The organism is Pseudarthrobacter sp. KH_020_B, from assembly GCF_057840185.1.
In genome coordinates this window covers 4,606,076-4,624,740 of record NZ_CM174506.1, presented here as the reverse complement: position 1 = coordinate 4,624,740, position 18,665 = coordinate 4,606,076, and the positions used below count along the sequence as shown (strand labels likewise).

Here is an 18,665-nt window from a genome sequence, read left to right as displayed (position 1 = left end):
AATAACGGCGAGGCTGAACGCCTATGTGCATATCCCTGATCACTCGGACTTCAAGGTTGCCATCCGAACCTCCAGCCGCGTCGCTGCAGGGACTCATGTGTCCCTTCGCGCCGTCGCAGCTGGAGTGGCGGGGGCTTAAGTGTCCGTTCGCGCTGGAGTGCCGCGGGTTTAGACCCGCCCCAACGCGTCGATGTCCTCCAGGAAGTCCTGGTGGACCTCGGCGCTCACGGTGGTCCGCGTCTCGCCGATCGCGTCGAGGTAGTCCTGCGTGCACGGTCCCTTCCGGACCGCCTCGCGGACTGAAACGCTGCCCCCGGAAGCCGCGCCGCCGTCGTCGTACACTGCCTTTTCCAGCGCCCGCTGGGAGGCGCTGCGGGCGGCGTACTCAATGTCCGCGGGGGAGAAACCCTCGGTCCGTTCCACCAGGAGCTCCACGTCCACATCGTCCACCACGGTGGCCGGGATGAAGCGCTGCCACATGGCTTCGCGGGCCTGGCGGTCCGGGAGGCCGATGGGGATGACGTAGTCGAACCGGCCGTGGCGCAGGAAGGCGGTGTCCAGCGCGCGGATGAAGTTCGTGGCGCACACCAGCAGGCGGCCGGGCTGTTCGCGGAACGCCGGGATGATCTTCAGGAGTTCGTTGGTGACGCCCTGCAGGGGCGACGGCGGTTCACCCGAGCGCTGGGAGGCGATCTCTTCAACCTCGTCGATGAACACCACGCAGTGCTCCAGCTCCGCGATCTCCAGGAACGTTTCGCGCAGGGCGCCGGCGAGGCCCTTGGGATCGGAGGCCAGCCGGGACGGGAAAACCTCCACGAAAGGCCACTCAAGCCGGGACGCGATGGCCTTCGCGAAGGTGGTTTTGCCGGTGCCGGGAGGGCCAAACAGCACCACGGCGCGCGGCGGCACCACACCGTATTCATCGGCGAGGTCGGCCTCCGCCAAGGGCAGGACCAGCCGGCGCTCCAGCAGCTCCTTTTCCATGCGCATGCCGGCCACGTTTTCCCACAGGTCCCGCGCCAGGACTCGGCCGCCCAGCTGGCCCAGCGCCCCCAGTTCCTGCCGCTGGACGGGGATGGTCCGCTCGAAATAGCGCAGGTTCTTCTTGAGCGCGAAGCCGCGGCTGAGGAACGCCTCCACCCGGGTCTCCGCTTCCGGCATCAGCGCGGAGAGCTTGTTGAGGCCGTGCGGGGCCATGCGGTTTTCGACGGCGGCGAGCAGCGAGGTGCCAATCCCGCGCCCGCGGTATTCAGGGAGTGTGGCCAGGAAGACGATCCAGCCCTGGTCATGCGCGGCGCGTCCGACGGCGGCGCCCACCACCATGTCGCCCTGAACCGCCACCACCGCGTGGTCCTTCTCGCAGGATGCCAGCACCTCGGAGAGGGCATAGACGGGCTCCACATCAGTGGCCTTGAGCGACTCCCAGAGGTGCAGGATCCCGTCCAGGTCTGCTGAATGGAAATCCCTGATGCGCCAGTTGGTCATGCCGTGTCTCCCGGGTGGTTCGTCATTGAACGGGTCATTGAGCTTCGTCTTGGACTGCAAAGTGCGCGGTGAGGCGCTCTGCTGAGCATAGGCGATCGGCCCGCGGCGAAGGGTTGCGGGAGCGTTGCATTACAAGAAGTACGACGGCGGCACCTGGGGTTCCGTGTCTACAGAACCGGGTGCCGCCGTCGGGCGTCACTGGCTGGCCGTTGGGGCGCTACTTCTTGAACGTCTCCGCCGGCGCGTTGGCGACGACGGGGGCTGTACCCGTGAAGCCTTCGCGGGTCTCGGCGATCTCACGGATCCGCTGGCGGCACGCATACCAGCCGAACACCATCAGCACGGAGGCGATGGCCGTGACCAGCATGGTGAGCGGGGATTCGATGAACACCATCACCAGCACGCCCACGAGGAAGAGCAGCGAGAGGTAGCCGGTGTACGGGGCGCCGAACATGCGGAACGACGGGCGCTTGAGCCAGCCTTTGTTTGCCCAGCGGTGGAGCTGGATCTGGCAGAGCACAATGGTTGCCCACGTCATGATGATGCCGACGGACGCGACGTTCAGCACGATCTCGAAGGCCTGTGCGGGCACCAGGTAGTTCAGCGGGACACCCAGCAGGGACACTCCGGCGGTGATGGCGATGCCGCCGTAGGGGACGCCGGCCTTGTTCATGCGGCCCGCGAACTTCGGGGCGGAACCGTTCACGGACATCGAGCGGAGTATGCGTCCGGTGGAATATAAGCCGGCGTTGAGTGAGGAGAGCGCGGCGGTGAGCACCACCAGGTTCATGATCACGTCCACACCCTGGATGCCGATGGAGCCGAAGAACGTCACAAACGGGCTGACGCCCTTTTCGTAGGACGTGTAAGGCAGCAGGAGGGCGAGCAGGATGACGGAGCCGACGTAGAAGACCGCGATCCGGAAGACCACGGAGTTGATGGCCTTGGGCATGATCTTTTCCGGGTTCTGGGTCTCGCCGGCGGCCGTGCCCACGAGTTCAATGGAGGCGTAGGCGAACAGGACGCCCTGCATCAGGATGATCATGGGGAGCAGGCCGTTGGGGAAGACGCCGCCGTTGTCCGAAAGGAGGCTGAGGCCCACCGGCTGGCCGTCCACGGGGGTGCCGAAGATGACGAAGTAGGTGCCCACCACGAGGAAGACCACCAGCGCGGCCACCTTGATCAGGGCGAACCAGAATTCCATCTCGCCGAAGACCTTGACCGAGACCAGGTTCAGGGCGAGGACCACGACCAGGGCGATCAGGGCCCAGGCCCACTGCGGGACGGCCGCCATCCAGGGAATGTAGTTGCCGAAGAAGTTCATGTACAGCGCGGCCGCGGTGATGTCCACGATGGTGGTGGTCGCCCAGTTGATCCAGTAGAACCAGCCGGAAACAAACGCGGCCTTCTCGCCGAAGAACTCGCGGGCGTAGGAAACAAACGAGCCCGACGACGGCCGGTGCAGCACCAGTTCGCCCAGCGCCCGCAGGATGAGGAACGCGAAGAAACCGCAGACGGCGTAGGCGATGACCAGCGACGGGCCGGCGGCGTTGAGGCGGCCGCCTGCGCCGAGGAACAGGCCGGTGCCTATTGCGCCGCCGATGGCGATCATTTGGATCTGCCGCGGTTTGAGGTTCTTGTGGTAGCCCTTGTCCTCCGCGTGGAGGGCACTTTCGGTGGCGTGCGCTTGGGGCGGGACCGTGTGGTCCGTGATGGGGGATTGTGTCATGGAGGTGTCCTTACGGGGCTTCGTTGTCGGGTTTGGACAGAAAATGGGTGGCATGGAGGAGCCCGACTGTGCGGCCGCCTCCCAGGACAGTCGCGGTGGCGATGCCGGCGAGCGGCGCGGTGTCCACGCCGAGGGACTCCAGCACGTGGACGGTGGCGGGCATCCGGGCGCGGTCGCCGCCGTCGGAAATTTTCACGGCAACTGCGCGGCCATCCGGCAGGCCGACGAGCTGCACACCTTCAAAGCCGTCCTTCGCCACCGAGCCGGGGAGTAGCCGCATCAGCGCGGTGACGTCCCGGCGCTCGCCGGCCACCATGCCCGGGTGTTGCCTCATGGCGAGCCCGACGGCGGCTTCCGCCGGCAGCGGGGCGGTCCCGCCGTCGTCGGAGGTGCTGACGGTGGTAATCGCTGCGGCGGCGGCCGCGATGGCACCGAACGCGAGGGCCATGCCGCGGAGGGTGAGGGCGAAGAGGGGTGTCCCGCAGCCGTCCGTGCTGCGGGCGAAGGGCTCCTCGCCGGTCAGTTCGGAGACGGTGGCCGCGATCAGTTGCTGCAGCGGGTGGGACGGGTCGAGGTAACCCTTGACCGGCCAGCCGTTGATGACGCACGTGGCGGCCATGGCGGCGTGCTTGCCGGAGCAGTTCTGGGTCAGCTGCGTGGCGAGGAAGCCGGTGCGCAGCCAGTCCTCGCGCTCGCTGCTGCCGTAGGGCAGGTCGGTGCTGTTCTCGAGGTCGCCCACGGCAAGCCCGTGCATGGCGAGGATGCGTTGGGTGCCGCCGCGGTGTTTGGCTCCGCCGGAGTGGCTGGCTGCGGTCAGGGCGAGCAGGTCGGCGGGGAGGTTCAGGCCGGCGCGGACCATGGCCACGGCCTGCAGGGGCTTGAGGGAAGAGCGCGGGTAGAACGGGGCCAGGGGGTCGCCTGCTGTCGCCAGGATGGAGCCATCGGGTGCGGTGGCGATGGCCGAGCCGTAGTGGACACTCTCCACCAGGCCGTCACGGGTGGCGGCCACCAGGGGTGCGTGCTGCGGGAGCGTCCCGGCCTCGGTGGCGGTCCGGGAGCCGCTTGCGGCGGTGCCGGGGGGCGCAGTCTGGGCAGCGGAAAGGGCAGGGGCTGGCATGGAGTCCTAGGGCTACTTGTTAAGGATGGATTCGAGGGCAACGCCTACGGCGCGGAGGTGTTCGGCCATGGCCTTGCTTGCGGCTTCGGCGGAGCCGGCCTCGATGGCGGCGAGGATCTGCTGGTGCTCAGTGTCCGATGCGTGCTGGCGGTCGGCCACCATGTTCAGGGTTTCCGACTGGTGGGCTTGCGCGTCCCTGATCTCCGCGACGACACTTTCGAACACCTTGTTGCCGCTGGCGCGGGCGATGGCGGCGTGGAAGCTGGAGTCCAGGGCAACCCAGGATTCGGGGTCCGTTTCCGTGGTCATGGCGGCGACGATGTGCCGCAGCGTCTCGAGTTCCTCATCGGTCCGGCGCTGCGCTGCCAGTCCTGCGGCCGGAACTTCGATGTGCGGGCGGGCCTCGGTGAGGTCCCGAGCGGAGTACTGCCCGAGGGTCAGGTCATTGGCAACCTTGTTGGACACCACAAACGTGCCCTTGCCGGTCTTGGTGACGGTCAGCCCCAGAGCGGTGCAGGAGCGGAGGGCTTCGCGGATGACCGAGCGGCTGACCCCGTACTGCTGGGAAAGGGTGGCCTCGGAGCTGAGCTTTCCGCCCACCGGCACCTGGCCGGATTCGATGTCGGAACGGATGGCGTTGAACACCGCCTCGGCAGCGCTGAGGCGGGCCAGGGGCTGGGCTCCGGGAGGCTGCTCGCGAATGGATTCCGCAGGCTGTCCTACTGTCCGGCTGTCTGACAGGTTCACCCCTAAAATATGGCACTAGTCACACGCCGTGTCAACCGGGTGCTGACCGACCGGCAATACGGGCGAGCTCGCCCGAGGAGGAGTAGGTCATCTTCCTCGGGCGAGCTCCGCCACCGTGCATCAGCCGCGGATCAGTGGATGCGCTCCCTGGTCTCCGCAGTCACAGGGGCAAGGGCGTAAAAGGGAGTGCAGCCGGTCCTTGTCCCGGGGGAAATGTTGGAGCGGACCAGCGAATCGGCCTCAAGCGCAGCCAGGTGGTGGCGGACCTTGTCCTTGGAGGACCCGACGGCATTGCTGATGTCGGACACCTTGCTCGCTCCGTTGCTGGCGAGATAATCGAAGATCCTCGACCGGACATCACGGGGACGGTCTGCGTGTTCGGGGAACCTGAATGAATGAACCATTTCTAATGCCTTCCGGGGTGTGACTCGATCAGTGCATTGCTGGAGCGGGGGCGCGGGCTTCTTCTGCGTCCTCAGCCGGGAGCCCGGTGGCGGCGGGCCCCGTGGCGTCGGGCATAGCGTCGTCGTGCTTCCTTCCGATGACGGCGGTGGCGATGGCGTTTCCGAGGATGTTGGTGGCGGTGCGCCCCATGTCCAGCAGTTGGTCCACTACCAGCAGGACCGCGATACCGGCGGCCGGGACCCCGAAGCCGGGGATGACGGCAGCAACCACCACAAGTGAACCCCGTGGCACGCCGGCCATGCCTTTGCTGCTGAGCAGGAGCATGGCCGTCATGGCGATCTGCTGGCCCAGATCCATATCGATACCGTAGGCGTTGATGAGGAAGACCGAAGCGAAGGTCATGTACATCATGGAACCGTCAACATTGAACGAGTACCCCAGCGGCAGCACGAAGCCGGTGGTGCGCTTTTCGATGCCGAACTTGGTCAGGCCTTCGATGAGTTTGGGCAGCGCCGCTTCGCTGCTGGACGTGGCGAACGCTATGACCATGGGTTCGCGGACCATTCGCACCAGGCGGAAGGCCGCCCGGCCGAGGAAGGCCGTGGCGACGGCGATCATAACGACCCACAGGGCCGAGAGCGAAACATAGAAACCGCCGATGAATGAGGCGTAGGTGGCGAACGCGTCGAGGCCCTTCGCCGTGAATGCCGAGGCGATTCCGGCGAAAACGCCCACCGGGGCTGCCAGCATCACATAGCCGGTGACCTTCAACATGACCTTCATCAGTTCGTCGATCGCGTCAGCGATGGAGGAGTGGCCCTTTTTCCGGAGGTTCAGCAGGGCGATGCCGAAAAGCGCGCCGAACACCAGGATCTGGAGCGGGTTGTTCGTGGTCAGGGCCGAGAAGACGCTGGTGGGGATGATGTTGGTGATAAAAGCCTGGAAGTCGAGCGGCTTGGACTCCAGCCCGGCATCACCGGTGGGCACGAGGTGAAGGCCTGAGCCCACGTTGAGCAGGTGGGCCATGATGAAGCCAAAGGCGCCCACCAGGACTGAGGCGGAGAGGAACCAGACCATCGAACGGCCGAAGAGCTTTCCCACACCCGCTGATTTCGCAGCTCCGGCGATGCCGGAGACCAGGGTGGCGAAGATCAGCGGGGCAATGATCATCTTGATCAGGTTCAGGAACATGTGTGTCACCGTGTCGAAGACGGCAACGAAGGCGTCCCGCACATCCGCGGGGAGAAGCCAGTGGAACACCAGGCCGCTGATGATTCCCATCAGGAGCGAGGCCAGGATCCATTTCGTTGATTTGTTTTTCAAAGTCAGTCCTTTGATAGATGCCGAGATTCAGCCCTCTGGAAGGGTCCTCGTCTTTGAGCCTTGAGCCCCGGCGGGATTTTGGGCACAACGATGTGCCCCGGATCAGGATGGTGATCGGAGGGACGTGCGGGTGGAACTACTTACTGAGGTTGGCCAGGCGTTCGGGGCTGAGGAGTTCCTGGAGCTGGGCGGCGGTGAGCAGGCCGTGTTCGAGCACGAGCTCGGCCACACCCTTGCCGGTGGCGAGAGCCTCCTGCGCGATGGCTGTGGCGGTGGCGTAGCCAAGGTGGGGGTTCAGGGCGGTGACCAGGCCGATTGACTGTTCCACGGTGAGCCGGAGGTGCTCGGTGTTGGCGGTGATGCCCCGGACGCAGCGTGCCGTGAGGGTGCGGCAGGCTGCTTCGAGGTGGGAGATGCTCTTGTGGAGGCTGTGGACAATGATGGGTTCGAAGGCGTTGAGCTGGAGCTGCCCGGCCTCGGCGGCCATGGTGATGGTGACGTCGTTGCCGATGACCTCGTAGGCCACCTGGCTGACCACTTCCGGGATGACCGGGTTGATCTTGCCCGGCATGATCGAGGAACCGGACTGGACGGCGGGCAGGTTGATCTCGCCGAAGCCGGCACGGGGGCCGGAGGAGAGCAGGCGGAGGTCGTTGCAGATCTTGGAGAGCTTCACGGCCACGCGCTTGAGGACGCCGGACAGGTGCACGAAGGCGCCCACGTCCTGGGTGGCTTCGATGAGGTCGACGGCGGTGACCAGGGGGAGCCCGGTGACCTCGGCCAGGTGCCGGCAGGCTGCCTCCGCGTAGCCGGCGGGGGCGTTCAGGCCGGTGCCGATGGCGGTGGCGCCGAGGTTGATTTCGTGGATGAGCAGTTCCGCCTCGGCCAGGCGCAGCCGGTCCTCGCCGATGGTGATGGCGTACGTACCGAACTCCTGGCCCAGCGTCATGGGGACGGCGTCCTGCAGCTGCGTGCGGCCCATCTTCACCACGGTGCGGAATTCCAGTGCCTTGGCGGCGAAGGCCTCTTCGAGTTCAGCCAGCGCGTCCAGCAGTTCCCGGCCGGCGAAGATGGTGCCCAGTTTCACGGCGGTGGGGTAGACATCGTTGGTGGACTGGCTGAGGTTCACGTGGTCGTTGGGGTGCAGGCGGGCGTAGTCGCCTTTGGGGTGGCCGAGGATTTCGAGGGCACGGTTGGCGATGACCTCGTTGGCGTTCATGTTTGACGAGGTTCCGGCGCCGCCCTGGATCACGTCCACCACGAACTGCTCGCAGAGCTGGCCGTTCATCACGTCGGTGCACGACTGCTCGATCGCCTGGCCGCGTTCGGCGTCCAGCAGTCCCAGCTCGCGGTTGGTGCGGGCGGCGGCGAGCTTCACGGCGGCCAGTCCCCGGACCAGGTGCATGTTGGAGGACAGCGGCTGCCCCGTGATGGGGAAGTTTTCCACGGCCCGGAGCGTGTGGACGCCCCAGTAGGCGTTCGCGGGGACATCGCGGTCACCCAGGAGGTCATGCTCGGACCGGGTCTCGGTTACGGCATCAATGGCGGTCTGGCTGGTGGTCATTCTGGTCCTCAGAGGGCTTCGTTGGCGGGCTTGGACGGAATACGTTCAGTGTGTGCGGGAGGCACGTTTGAGCGGCACCACAGAGTAGGCGGGCAGCGAACAGTATGGCGGGATAGCCGGCACACTCAGGAGGAGGGCGGGCAGGTCGGGGGACTTAGGGGCCGGTGGACTAAGGGATGAGGCCGGACGGCGTCTTTCCTCCGGGGACAACAGTGCTCAAAGCGCATTCCACGCCATGCAAGTGCTGGGTCATCGCTTCGCGTGCACCTTCTACCGAGCCGCTCTCGATGGCTTCGAAGATGCGGGCATGTTCTTCACCGGACTCGGCTCGCCGGTCCGCCACGAGGTTGAGCGTGTTCGACTGGTTCGCCATTGCATCGACAATGTCGGACAAAAACTGTTCAAAGACGCCGTTTCCGCTGCACCGGGCGATTGTGGCATGGAACTCGGTGTTCAGGAGCACCCACTGCTGCAGATCATCCGCGCGGGACATCTCCTGGAGAATTTCCCGAAGTGCCTCCACATCTTCGTTGCTGCGTCGCTCGGCGGCAAGGCCCGCTGCAGGAACTTCGATGTGCGGCCGCGCCTCTACCAGGGCGCGGGCGGAATATTTGCCGAGCTTAAGGTCAGGGGCAACCCGGTCAGCGATGACGAACGTGCCCTTGCCGGTGTGCGTGGCGGTGAGCCCGAGTGCGGTGCATGAACGCAGGGCTTCCCGGACCATCGTGCGGCTCACGCCGTACTGCTTGGCCAGCGAAGTTTCCGAGTCAAGACGGGTACCGACGGGAATCTTGCCGCCTTCGATGGCCCCCCGGAGTGAGGCGAAGACGGCTTCGGCAGCGCCCACCCGCACCACGCGATCTTGTCTAGCTGTCCAGCTGTCCAACAGGTCCATGTGACGACTATGGCACTTGTCACTAAGTGGTGTCAAGGTGCGCGCCACGGCTTGCGGCGGGGGTGGTGGGGTCCACTCGCTTGCCGGTACGTTCGTGCCGGTCTGCACCTGTTCAATCTTCCGCACCCGGAGTAGGCTCGCAATTGTCAGCAAAACGGAACGATCGTACCCATTGGAGCGCCCATGGAAGAAGCCTTCACCGAGTTGCTGGCCACTGACGTCCGCTCGCGGCGCATATCGCTGGGCCTGACCCAACAGGACCTCGCCGACATGGCCGGCGTCTCCGAGCGCTTCGTCAGGTTCGTCGAGCAGGGCAAGCCAAGCGTCCAGCTGGATTCCCTGTTGGCCGTCCTGGACACGCTGGGCCTGGAGCTCCGGCTCACCACCAGGACCGGCAAGGGTGCACGGGCGCTCGCAGGCCACGCCAGTAGCCAGGAAACTCAGCGATGAGGCACCGCATCGCCGACATCTATAAGGCCGGGGTGCTCGCCGCGCGGCTTGAACGGCACGACGGCGGCACCCGGTTCAGCTACGTGCCGGCGTACCTCGCTTCGGGGGGACCCGCCGTCGCCAGTTCCCTGCCGCTCACCGCCGCGCCCGTCGATTCAGCGGCGGGGGCGGCGCCGCCCTATTTCACCGGCCTCCTGCCGGAGGGCCGCCGGCTCAACGCGCTGCGGCGCTCCATCAAGACCAGTGCCGACGACGACCTGTCCCTTCTCATCGCCGCCGGCGGGAACCCGGTGGGCGACGTCCAGATCGTGGGCCATGGGGAGTCGCTGGATCCGGACGAGCACGCAGTCCAGCTGGATCCCAAGCTTCCGGTTGACTTCGACAAGTTGCTCGGTGATCCGGACCTGATCGACCCCGTGGCGCTTGCCGGTGTGCAGGACAAGTTGTCCGCCGGCATGATCTCGCTCCCCGTGGCCAGCGCCGGCAGGCGGTTCATCCTCAAACTCAACGCCCCCGAATTCCCTCATGTGGTGGAGAACGAGCTGGTGATGTTCCGGTATGCGGCCAGGCTGCGGATTCCGCTGAGCCGGGTCCGGCTGATCCGGGACGTCGCGGGCCGGCCCGGGCTTCTCGTGGAGCGCTTCGACAGGGTGCCCGTCCCCGGCGGCGGGCCCGACGACGTCCGGCGGCTGGCGGTGGAGGACGGGGCCCAGGTCCTGAAGCTTTACCCGGCGGACAAGTACAACGTGGCTTATGGCCAGGTCTGCCATGCTCTGGCCGACTACTGCTCGGCGCCTCTCCCGGCACTCCGGAACCTGGCCATCCAGGGGGCGTTTGCGTGGCTGAGCGGCAACGGGGACCTGCACGCCAAGAACGTTTCCATGGTCCAGCAGCCGCATGGCGAGTGGACCATCGCCCCGGCCTACGACATCCCCTCCACAGTGGTCTACGGGGACAAGACGTTGGCGCTGACCCTGAGCGGAAAGCGGAGCGGGATCTCGCGCCGGCACTTTCTGGGCTGGGCGAAGAATCTGGGGCTGAGTGACCGCACGGCTGCCCAGGTGCTGGAGCTCGCGCTGAAGGCGTCAGGTCCGCTGATCGCCGATCTGGAGGCGGGCACCGCGTTTGCCGCGCTCGGAGGTCCGGCGAAGAACGACGACGGCGGCTCGCCGTTCCCTGGCATGGTCACCAGGGCGTGGGTGAAGGAGCTGAAACACCGGCGGAGGCTGCTGGAGGGGTGAAGTTTTCGGACCACTTGAGGACTCGCAGGGCCCGGAGGGTATTCCAGCGGCTTGGGCGTCCGTCGCCGTCTTCCAAGGCGAAATGGATCCGTCCGGGATGGGTGTTCTCCAACGGCCACGTGCCGTCTGGCTGCCGTTTCGAGCGCACCACCTCGATCGCCTCCGCGATGCGTTCGTCCGGCACGCTGCCTCCGGCCCGGAAGTACTCGAGGCCGCGGAGAACGTCGTAGTACCAGCGGGTCGGATAGGAAAACTTCAACCAATTCTCGTTGATCAATTTGCCAGTGCTCTTGCGCCGGAGCAGGCCGCGCTCCAGCAGATATTCTTCGCCGCGTTGCCGGGCTGAGCCGGAGGCCGGTGTCCCGCCGGTGGCGCTCTCGTATTCCAGGAGGCCTTCAAGGACGTTGATGGTGGACCCGAAGGATGACCGCGTGGATCCTCGTTCTGCCTCACAGTTCCAGCCGCCGTCGGCCAGCTGATCATCCAGCAGCCGCGTCACCACGCCGTCGACGTTCTGCCCGAAGTAGGCTCCCAGCGTGACGACCATTCCGTTGATGCATGGCTCCGCCTCGCCGTCGAAGAAGGGCTGGCCGCCTTCTTCCCAGCGGCTGTTCCGGCGGACGAGGCTGATTGCATGGCCGGCCTCCCCGCCGTCCGGTTCGAGTCCGAACTCGCGGAGGAGCAGCAGGCTGTAGGTGGTGGCGGTCCAAGGCTGGTCTTCCTCGGAGTCGGACGGTGACGGGTAGTACGTGCCACCGTCCCACTGCCCGTCCTCGCCCTGCAGCGAGAGCATCCGGGTTCCCCAGCCTTCGGTAGCCACGCGGGCCCGTTCGGCGTTGATGTCCTCCGCCGGAGCGTCAGCAAGGTCGCGGAGGACCTGCCAGCGGATCGAGGGGTCGGAGTCGAGCAGCCAGTCGAGTACGTCCATCGCTCAACCCTAGGGTTCCGTCGGGAAGAGAACTAGAGATGCTGGATGCCTGCCCGCTGCATGGCGTCCTTGTAGACGTCCACGCTCTTGGCGAGGAGATCCTCCTGCTTCGCTTCAGAAACAGCAAAGGCCCGCCCGCCGAGCGCGCTGGCCTTATAGATCTTGATGCCGCTGTTCTTCAGGGAAGAATGGTAAGTCTTCTCGAAGAGGGTGAGGAACGTGGAGGCGTCCGTGCCGTGGGCAATGACTGCGGAGACCCGGCGGTTGATCTTCAGGAACTGCCGGAAGGGCCGCAGGCCGTCAGTCTTCTCCTGGACGTTCAGCGCCGATGGAAGCTCCGGATCCCGCACCCACGGGTACGCGTTCCACGGCATCACGTAGCGCGGGTCAAGCTCGGCAAGTTCGTAAATCTGGGTTGCCCGGCGGGCGGCTTCGTCGTCGTTGAAATGCGAGACGAAGCCCGATTCGGTGCCCTTGCCGGGACTGACGTGGAGGCTGACGATCCGGCATTCGTCCTCATCGTGCACGGGGTCGATGTACGGGACGACGGACCCTGGCTTCTTTTCCATCAGTTCATCGCAGAGCTGCGTTACCGCCGCGATGTTTGGTTCCTGTAGCAGGGCCTTTTTGTCGTCCCAGTCAATCGTCACGATCTCTCCCTCAGCAGCACGGCGTCCAGAAACAGGCGTCTAGACCCACTCTACGCTTTTGGACGTTTAGGTGCGCAGTGCAAAGTTGGCTCCGGACCGGTGCCTGGCCGGGTAACGTCATCTTGATGAACAGGAAAACGCTCAAGTCCGACGGTTTCGCCGGCTTCCGGAGCTTCGACAGCCTTGAGATCATGAGGGTTCCGCAGGGCACCGGCGTGTTCGCCGTTCTTCGGCCGAATGAGTTCGAGCCGCACTTCCTGAAAATGAGCGCCGCCGGGACCTTCAAGAAAAAGAATCCCACCCTGCCTGCGGAAGCCATCCTGGCTGAATGGGTGGACGGCGCGGACATTCTTTATGTCGGCAAAGCCGGGCCGGGAAGCAAGGGCAACCGCGGCCTCCGGAACCAGATCAAGGAGTTCCTGGATTTTGGGCGGGGCAGGCCGCCGGGCCATTGGGACGGCCGCCTCATCTGGCAGCTGACCCACACGGATGAACTCATCATGGCGTGGAAAGAGGTGCCGGCCGAAGAAGTGAACCAAGCCGAGGCCGCGTATCACGCAGCCTTTGTAGCGGACCACGGGCGGCTGCCGTTCGCGAATCTCGTGCAGGCGCGCGTCCGGACCTAAGAGCCTTTAAGCCGTTCCATCTCGCGGCGGTCCTTCTTAGTGGGACGCCCCGCACCGCGGTCCCGCTGGGGTAGCCCCAGTGCCGGCGCCACAGGTCTCGGCGGCGTGTGGTCGGTGAAGCAGTGCGAAGCAGCCTCTGCGCCCACGCGTTTGGCGATCAGGCGGCGGACCTCGAGCGTGCGTTCGAAGCCGGACATCCGCACCGTGACGGTGTCGCCGGTGACCAGAGTGGCCGAGGCTTTGGCCGGGCTCCCGTTCAGCCGCACATGCCCGGCCCGGCACGAAGCGGTGGCGGCCGAGCGTGTCTTGTAGGCGCGGATTGCCCAGAGCCACGCATCGATGCGGACGCTGGCGGGGGCGGACGGAAGGCTGGTCATGGCTGGCACCGAGTATACGGCGTCGGCACTTGTGGCCACACACACTGAGGTCCTGCGGGACTTCAAGCCGGAATGCATGCATTTTGCATGCACTTAGGCTAGGCTGGTTCCATGAGTGTCGCGATCACAGTGAGGAATGTCCCGGAAGAGGTGCGGGCCAAGCTGGCCGAGAAAGCAGCGAGGTCCGGAAAGTCCCTGCAGGAGTTCCTCAGCGCTGAACTCGCGGAGTTGGCCTACCGGCAAAGTCCGGTGGACTTTATCGCCGGTGTCGCCCAGCGGGTAGAGCTTGAGGGGCTGCACGTCCCCGCCGACCAGATCCTTGCGGCCAGGAATGCCGACCGTACGTGAGCCAGTTGGTGGTGGATTCATCTGCTGTGGTCTCAGCGCTCCTGGACGCTGGTTCGGAGGGAAGCTGGATCCGCGGACAGCTAGCCACGCATGAGCTCGATGCCCCGGATAGCGTGCTTGTCGAGGCCTGCAATGTGCTCAGAAGGCTGGAACTCAACGGCATCATTCCGGGCCCGGCTGCAGCGGCGGCCTTTTCGGACCTCAAGGCGTTGCCCATCAATATATGGCCATTCCATATGTTGGCTGACCGCAGTTGGGAGCTGCGCGGTTCTGTGACTTCCTACGATGCGGCATTTGTGGCGCTCGCAGAGAAACTTGATGTTCCGCTGCTGACACTGGACCGGCGCCTTGCCGCGGCGCCCGGACCCTGCTGTACCTTCCGCACCATGGCTGGTTCTAACTGAGAGCCCGCAGAGGGCCGCTCTTGGAGGGGCTTCGCCGATAATGGGCCCTGGAGCTCGGGAAATCCGGCATCCGCGTGGTCACGATTGTCACCGGCGGCATCATCGAACCCCTTCCCTCGCCTCCGACAGGGCGGGCGCCATCACGGACGCCACATTGAACATCTCCGCCGGCGCGGTTGTGGACTGCTGAAAAGTGGACTAACCAGGGTACAGCGCCCTATGCCACGAGGTTCGCGGCGGCGGTGTCCATGTGCTCACGGATTGTGTGCCGGGCCAGCGAGGCGTCGCCGGTCTCGATCGCGGTGACGATGTCGTAGTGCCGGTCCACGCTCATGTTTTTCACGCCCTTGTCCCGGCCCGCGAACATGATCGACATCCGGATGGACCCCTCCAGGGACTCCCAGGAATGCAGCAGGGTTTCATTGCCGGTCAGGCGGCACAGCGTCCGGTGAAATTCCAGGTCCGACTCGATGCGTTCCTGCAGGCTGGCCTTCTCGGCGGCGGCCATGGCCTCAATGGCGGCCCGTAGCGAGGTGATGACGTGCTGGCGGTCCGGGAGCTCGCACAGGGTTCGGGCCGCTAGAGATTCAAGGGCTGCCCGCACGGTGTAGATGTCGCGGATTTCCTTCTCATCCAGGTGCCGGACGGAAAGCCGGCCCCGGGGCCCGGGGGAGAGGAGGCCTTCCTGTTCGAGTTGGCGCAGCGCTTCCCGTAACGTGCCGCGGCTGATCTGGAGCATTTCCGACAGCTCGGTTTCCACCAGATGCCGCCCCGGCTCCAGCTCGCCGCTGGTGATGGCTGCGCGCAGTGCCGAGAGGGCCTGCTCGCGAAGGCTCTTCTTTTGCAGTCCCAGCAGCGATGCTGTTGCTCCGGCCATCGTGGTACTTCCTCAATGTCAGTGGTCAACTGTTTACAGTCGATATGTGTTAAGTGTCGATGGTACGCCAGAAGCGCGGCGCCGGCCGGGACGGCTCCGCGCTTCCGGCGAAACGCTTCTACTTCAGTTCGGCGAGGACTTTCGCGACGATTTTTTCGACGGTGAGTCCGTAGCGGTCGTGGAGGGTGGGCAGGGCGCCGGCGTCGAGGAACTCATCCGGCAGCGCCACCGGCACTACCCTCTTGCCGAGCCCCGCGGTGACGACGGCGGAAGCGACGGTTTCGAAGAGGCCGCCGGTCACGCTGTGGTTTTCCAAGGTCACGGCGAGGCGGTCGGTGTTGATTTCGGCCAGGACGGTGGCGGCGTCGAACGGTTTGATGGTGGGTGTGTGGACGACGGCGACGTCCACGTTGTGTGCCGCGAGGACTTTCGCTGCCTGCAGGGCGCGCATGGTCATCAGCCCGGAGGAGATGAAGACAACGTCGTTGCCGCCGCGCAAAACCTTGGCTTTGCCGAGCTCGAAGGTGTAGTCGTATTCGTCCAGGACCGTGGGCACGTTGCCGCGGAGCAGGCGCAGGTAGGTGGGTCCGTCGCTGGCGGCGAGTTGGGGGACGGCCTGTTCGATGTCGATCGAGTCGCAGGGGTCCACGATGGTCAGGTTGGGCATGCCGCGGAAGATGGCCATGTCCTCGGTGGCCTGGTGGCTGGGTCCGTAGCCGGTGGTAAGGCCCGGGAGCCCTCCGACGATGTTGACGTTCAGGTTGGGTTCGGCGGAATCGAGGCAGAGGAAGTCGTAGGCGCGGCGGGCGGCGAACACGGAGTAGGTGGACGCAAACGGGATCAGCCCGGTTTCGGCGAGGCCGGCGGCGGCACCGAAGAGGAGCTGTTCGGCCATCCCCACCTGGAAGAACCGTTCGGGGTAGGCCTGGGCGAAGATGTGCATGTCGGTGTATTTGCCAAGGTCCGCGGTGAGGCCCACGATTTTGTCGTTGTCCTGCGCGGCTTTGACCAGGGCGTGCCCGAACGGGGCAGCGGCGGTTTTCTGGCCGGGGTCCGCGAAGGACGCGATCATCGCCGACGTCTTCAGCTTCGGGGCTGCGGCTGGTGCTGCGGTGGTGGTGCTCATCGGGCAGCCTTTCCTTCGTATCCGGCGGTGAGCTGTTCGCGGCAGGTCTGCCATTCGTGTTCTTCGATGCGCATGAAGTGCGCCTTCTCGCGTTCCTCCAGCAGGGGGACGCCGCGTCCCACCTTGGTGTCGCAGAGGATCACGGAAGGACGGCCGACGGCGGCGGCCTGGGCGGCTGCGTTGTCGAACGCTGCGAGCAACGCGCCGACGTCGTTCCCGTCCACGCGCTGGGTGTACCAACCGAACGCTTCCCACTTTTCGGTCACGGGCTCGGTGCGGAGCACGGTGTCCGTTTTACCGTCGGCCTGCAGGGCATTGATGTCCACCATGGCTGTGAGGTTCCCGAGCTGGTGGTGGTGGGCGCCCATGGCCGCTTCCCAGGTGGAGCCTTCGTCGAGTTCGCCGTCGGAGAGGAAGTTGTAGATCCTGGCGTCGGAGGCTTGGTAGCGCAGGCCCAGGGCCATGCCGACGGCGATGGGCAGGCCGTGGCCCAGGGACCCGCCGGAGATTTCCATGCCGGGGGTGTAGGTGGACATCCCGGACATCGGCAGCCTCGAATCGTCCGAGCCATAGGTCTCGAGCTCCTCTACCGGGACGATGCCGGCTTCCGCCAGTGCGGCGTAGTGACCGATCGCATAGTGGCCGGTGGAGAGCAGGAACCGGTCACGGCCCTCCCACTCCGGGTCCCCGGCGCGGAAGCGAAGCTGGTCCGAGTACACGGCGGCCAGCATGTCCGCTGCCCCTAGGGCCTGGCCGACGTAGCCCTGGCCCTGGACTTCGCCCATGTTCAAGGCGTGGTGCCGGATCCGGTACGCCGCGGCTGAAACACTCTCAACCCGTTCTGTAGTGGTGGCCATGGCTTCTTGTATGGCGGTCATCTGAACTTCTTCTGTGGTGGTCATCAGACGGTCACGGCCTGCGGGGTGCTTTTGGTGGCCTCATCTGCCAGCTGCCGTTCGCGCCTGCCCCAGGTTTCCCGGGTAACGAGGGCGGCCCAGAGGCCGATGGCTGCGTAGAAGCTGAAGAGGAGGGCGGGGCCCATCCAGCCGAGGGCAACGAACAGCAGCGTGGTGATGAAGGGGGTGAATCCAGAGACCATGGCGGAGATCTGGTAGGCCAGTGAGGCACCGGAGGAGCGCGTCTTGGCCTGGAACAGTTCGGGGAACCATGCGCCCTGGGCGCCGGCGAGCGAGTTCTGGCAGACAGCGTAAGAGATGGCAAGGGTGGCGATGACGAAGATGAACATTCCGGTGTTCACCAGCAGGAACATAGGGATGCCGAACAGTACGGCGAAGGCTGTGGACCAGATGTAGAGTGGCCGGCGGCCGATCCTGTCCGTGAGCCGGGCCCAGGCCATCGTGGCGAAGATGCCGATGGCCGACGCGATGCAGAGGGCCACCAGGGTCTGGGTCTTGTCAGCCAGCTGCTGGGAGTGAAGGTAGGAAATCATGTAGGTGATCGATACGGCGTAACCGGCGGTCTCCGCGATGCGCAGGCCGATGCCGCGGACGATGCTGCGCCAGTCCGTCTTGATGACCTCGATGATCGGCGACTTGACGATGGAGCCGCTCTCCTTGACCTCGTCGAAGACCGGGGATTCCGGCACTTTCGAACGGATGATCAGGCCGACGGCGACGAGCACGATGCTGGCCAGGAACGGAACGCGCCAGGCGAGTTCGCCGCCCAGATTCACGCTGACAAGGAAAACGAGGTTTGCCAGGAGCAGGCCCACGGGGAAGCCCGCCTGCACGATGCCGGTGTACTTGCCCTTGGACTTCCAGGGCGCGTGTTCGTAGCTCATCAGGATGGCGCCGCCCCACTCCGCGCCGAACGCCAGGCCCTGGACTATGCGGACGAACACCAGAAGTGCGGGAGCCAGCAGGCCAACCTGCTCATACGTGGGCAGGAGGCCGATGAGGAACGTGGCCACGCCCATGAGGATCAGTGAGGCTACGAGGACGGGCTTGCGGCCCACCTTGTCGCCCAGGTGGCCGCCGATGATGCCGCCGATGGGGCGGGCGGCAAAGCCGACGCCCAGCGTGGCGAATGCGGCCAGCGTGCCCGTCACCGGATCGCCGGTGGGGAAGAACGCAGTGCCGAAGTAGAGTGCGGCCGCAGTGCCGAACCCGATGAAGTCATACGTCTCGATGACGGCGCCAACACCGGACCCGATAGCGACGCGCTTTGCGTCCTTTGTGCCATGCACGTGGCCGCGCATTTTCAGAGCTTCGTTGCTCATTGCTCAATCCCTTTCGAAGAGCGGGGAACGCTTCCGCGCCGCCGCTGTCGACTGTTAACAAATGATATGCCAGTGTGACCCGGATCATGCTTCATTGTCAACAGTCAATGTTGGAGGTTGACTGTTGACAATGA

General features: G+C 65.4%; 20 protein-coding genes. 5 read left to right on the top strand and 15 right to left on the bottom strand.

From position 1 onward, the window contains the following. Nucleotides 1-168: 168 nt before the first annotated feature. The 8 genes from AC3IT0_RS21680 to AC3IT0_RS21645 form a co-directional block, all read right to left on the bottom strand. Nucleotides 169-1,485 (bottom strand): ATP-binding protein, encoded by a 1,317-nt coding sequence (locus AC3IT0_RS21680; RefSeq protein WP_489321690.1) that lies wholly within the window; start codon nt 1,483-1,485, stop codon nt 169-171. Between the two features lie 217 nt (nt 1,486-1,702). Continuing rightward, entirely contained in the window at nt 1,703-3,214 is a 1,512-nt protein-coding gene (locus AC3IT0_RS21675; protein ID WP_489321689.1) for an amino acid permease, read from the bottom strand. Nucleotides 3,215-3,224: 10 nt separating this feature from the next. Beyond that, a complete protein-coding gene (locus AC3IT0_RS21670; protein WP_489321688.1) occupies nt 3,225-4,331 on the bottom strand; it encodes an asparaginase in 1,107 nt (368 codons plus the stop codon). Between the two features lie 12 nt (nt 4,332-4,343). After that, entirely contained in the window at nt 4,344-5,078 is a 735-nt protein-coding gene (locus tag AC3IT0_RS21665) for a FadR/GntR family transcriptional regulator (protein WP_489321687.1), read from the bottom strand. Nucleotides 5,079-5,209: 131 nt separating this feature from the next. After that, nucleotides 5,210-5,482 carry a winged helix-turn-helix domain-containing protein gene (locus tag AC3IT0_RS21660; RefSeq protein ID WP_489321686.1) on the bottom strand — a complete coding sequence of 91 codons (273 nt, stop codon included), beginning with the start codon at nt 5,480-5,482 and terminating at the stop codon, nt 5,210-5,212. Nucleotides 5,483-5,510: 28 nt separating this feature from the next. Then, nucleotides 5,511-6,806, bottom strand: coding sequence for a dicarboxylate/amino acid:cation symporter (locus tag AC3IT0_RS21655; RefSeq protein ID WP_489321685.1), 1,296 nt, complete (start codon nt 6,804-6,806; stop codon nt 5,511-5,513). A gap of 136 nt (nt 6,807-6,942) precedes the next feature. Further along, nucleotides 6,943-8,370: an aspartate ammonia-lyase gene (locus tag AC3IT0_RS21650; RefSeq protein WP_489321684.1), complete on the bottom strand. Its 1,428-nt coding sequence runs from the start codon at nt 8,368-8,370 to the stop codon at nt 6,943-6,945. A gap of 169 nt (nt 8,371-8,539) precedes the next feature. Then, the gene (locus AC3IT0_RS21645; protein ID WP_489321683.1) at nt 8,540-9,265 is read right to left on the bottom strand and encodes a FadR/GntR family transcriptional regulator; all 726 of its coding nucleotides are present in this window, start codon (nt 9,263-9,265) and stop codon (nt 8,540-8,542) included. Nucleotides 9,266-9,448: 183 nt separating this feature from the next. Between AC3IT0_RS21645 and AC3IT0_RS21640 the strand changes: the two genes are divergently transcribed. Next, nucleotides 9,449-9,715 (top strand): helix-turn-helix transcriptional regulator, encoded by a 267-nt coding sequence (locus AC3IT0_RS21640; protein WP_489321682.1) that lies wholly within the window; start codon nt 9,449-9,451, stop codon nt 9,713-9,715. Continuing rightward, a complete protein-coding gene (locus AC3IT0_RS21635) occupies nt 9,712-10,956 on the top strand; it encodes a type II toxin-antitoxin system HipA family toxin (protein ID WP_489321681.1) in 1,245 nt (414 codons plus the stop codon). The genes AC3IT0_RS21640 and AC3IT0_RS21635 overlap by 4 nt, the downstream gene beginning before the upstream one ends. Here AC3IT0_RS21635 and AC3IT0_RS21630 read toward each other — a convergent pair. Together AC3IT0_RS21630 and AC3IT0_RS21625 are read right to left on the bottom strand one after the other, a co-directional pair. Continuing rightward, nucleotides 10,901-11,884 carry a prenyltransferase/squalene oxidase repeat-containing protein gene (locus AC3IT0_RS21630; protein ID WP_489321680.1) on the bottom strand — a complete coding sequence of 328 codons (984 nt, stop codon included), beginning with the start codon at nt 11,882-11,884 and terminating at the stop codon, nt 10,901-10,903. The genes AC3IT0_RS21635 and AC3IT0_RS21630 overlap by 56 nt on opposite strands. 32 nt (nt 11,885-11,916) lie before the next feature. Continuing rightward, nucleotides 11,917-12,534: a uracil-DNA glycosylase family protein gene (locus AC3IT0_RS21625; RefSeq protein WP_489321679.1), complete on the bottom strand. Its 618-nt coding sequence runs from the start codon at nt 12,532-12,534 to the stop codon at nt 11,917-11,919. 125 nt (nt 12,535-12,659) lie between these two features. Here AC3IT0_RS21625 and AC3IT0_RS21620 point away from each other — a divergent pair, with 125 nt between their 5' ends. Further along, a complete protein-coding gene (locus AC3IT0_RS21620) occupies nt 12,660-13,160 on the top strand; it encodes a hypothetical protein (RefSeq protein ID WP_489321678.1) in 501 nt (166 codons plus the stop codon). Here the strand turns inward: AC3IT0_RS21620 and AC3IT0_RS21615 are convergent. Next, the gene (locus AC3IT0_RS21615) at nt 13,157-13,537 is read right to left on the bottom strand and encodes an RNA-binding S4 domain-containing protein (protein WP_489321677.1); all 381 of its coding nucleotides are present in this window, start codon (nt 13,535-13,537) and stop codon (nt 13,157-13,159) included. The two genes, AC3IT0_RS21620 and AC3IT0_RS21615, sit on opposite strands and share 4 nt — an antisense overlap. A gap of 111 nt (nt 13,538-13,648) precedes the next feature. On the opposite strand from AC3IT0_RS21615, the gene AC3IT0_RS21610 reads away from it, so the two are divergent. Together AC3IT0_RS21610 and AC3IT0_RS21605 are read left to right on the top strand one after the other, a co-directional pair. Next, nucleotides 13,649-13,885, top strand: coding sequence for a FitA-like ribbon-helix-helix domain-containing protein (locus tag AC3IT0_RS21610; RefSeq protein ID WP_489321676.1), 237 nt, complete (start codon nt 13,649-13,651; stop codon nt 13,883-13,885). Then, the gene (locus AC3IT0_RS21605; protein WP_489321675.1) at nt 13,882-14,289 is read left to right on the top strand and encodes a type II toxin-antitoxin system VapC family toxin; all 408 of its coding nucleotides are present in this window, start codon (nt 13,882-13,884) and stop codon (nt 14,287-14,289) included. The genes AC3IT0_RS21610 and AC3IT0_RS21605 overlap by 4 nt, the downstream gene beginning before the upstream one ends. A gap of 217 nt (nt 14,290-14,506) precedes the next feature. Here the strand turns inward: AC3IT0_RS21605 and AC3IT0_RS21600 are convergent, their stop codons facing one another. The 4 genes from AC3IT0_RS21600 to AC3IT0_RS21585 form a co-directional block, all read right to left on the bottom strand. Continuing rightward, nucleotides 14,507-15,166: a GntR family transcriptional regulator gene (locus tag AC3IT0_RS21600; RefSeq protein WP_489321674.1), complete on the bottom strand. Its 660-nt coding sequence runs from the start codon at nt 15,164-15,166 to the stop codon at nt 14,507-14,509. 118 nt (nt 15,167-15,284) lie between these two features. Further along, the gene (locus AC3IT0_RS21595; protein WP_489321673.1) at nt 15,285-16,292 is read right to left on the bottom strand and encodes a transketolase family protein; all 1,008 of its coding nucleotides are present in this window, start codon (nt 16,290-16,292) and stop codon (nt 15,285-15,287) included. Then, complete coding sequence (locus AC3IT0_RS21590; protein ID WP_489321672.1) at nt 16,289-17,194, bottom strand: transketolase; 906 nt, start codon at nt 17,192-17,194, stop codon at nt 16,289-16,291. The genes AC3IT0_RS21595 and AC3IT0_RS21590 overlap by 4 nt, the downstream gene beginning before the upstream one ends. Further along, nucleotides 17,194-18,531 carry an MFS transporter gene (locus AC3IT0_RS21585; protein ID WP_489321671.1) on the bottom strand — a complete coding sequence of 446 codons (1,338 nt, stop codon included), beginning with the start codon at nt 18,529-18,531 and terminating at the stop codon, nt 17,194-17,196. The genes AC3IT0_RS21590 and AC3IT0_RS21585 overlap by 1 nt, the downstream gene beginning before the upstream one ends. Nucleotides 18,532-18,665 lie beyond the last annotated feature (134 nt).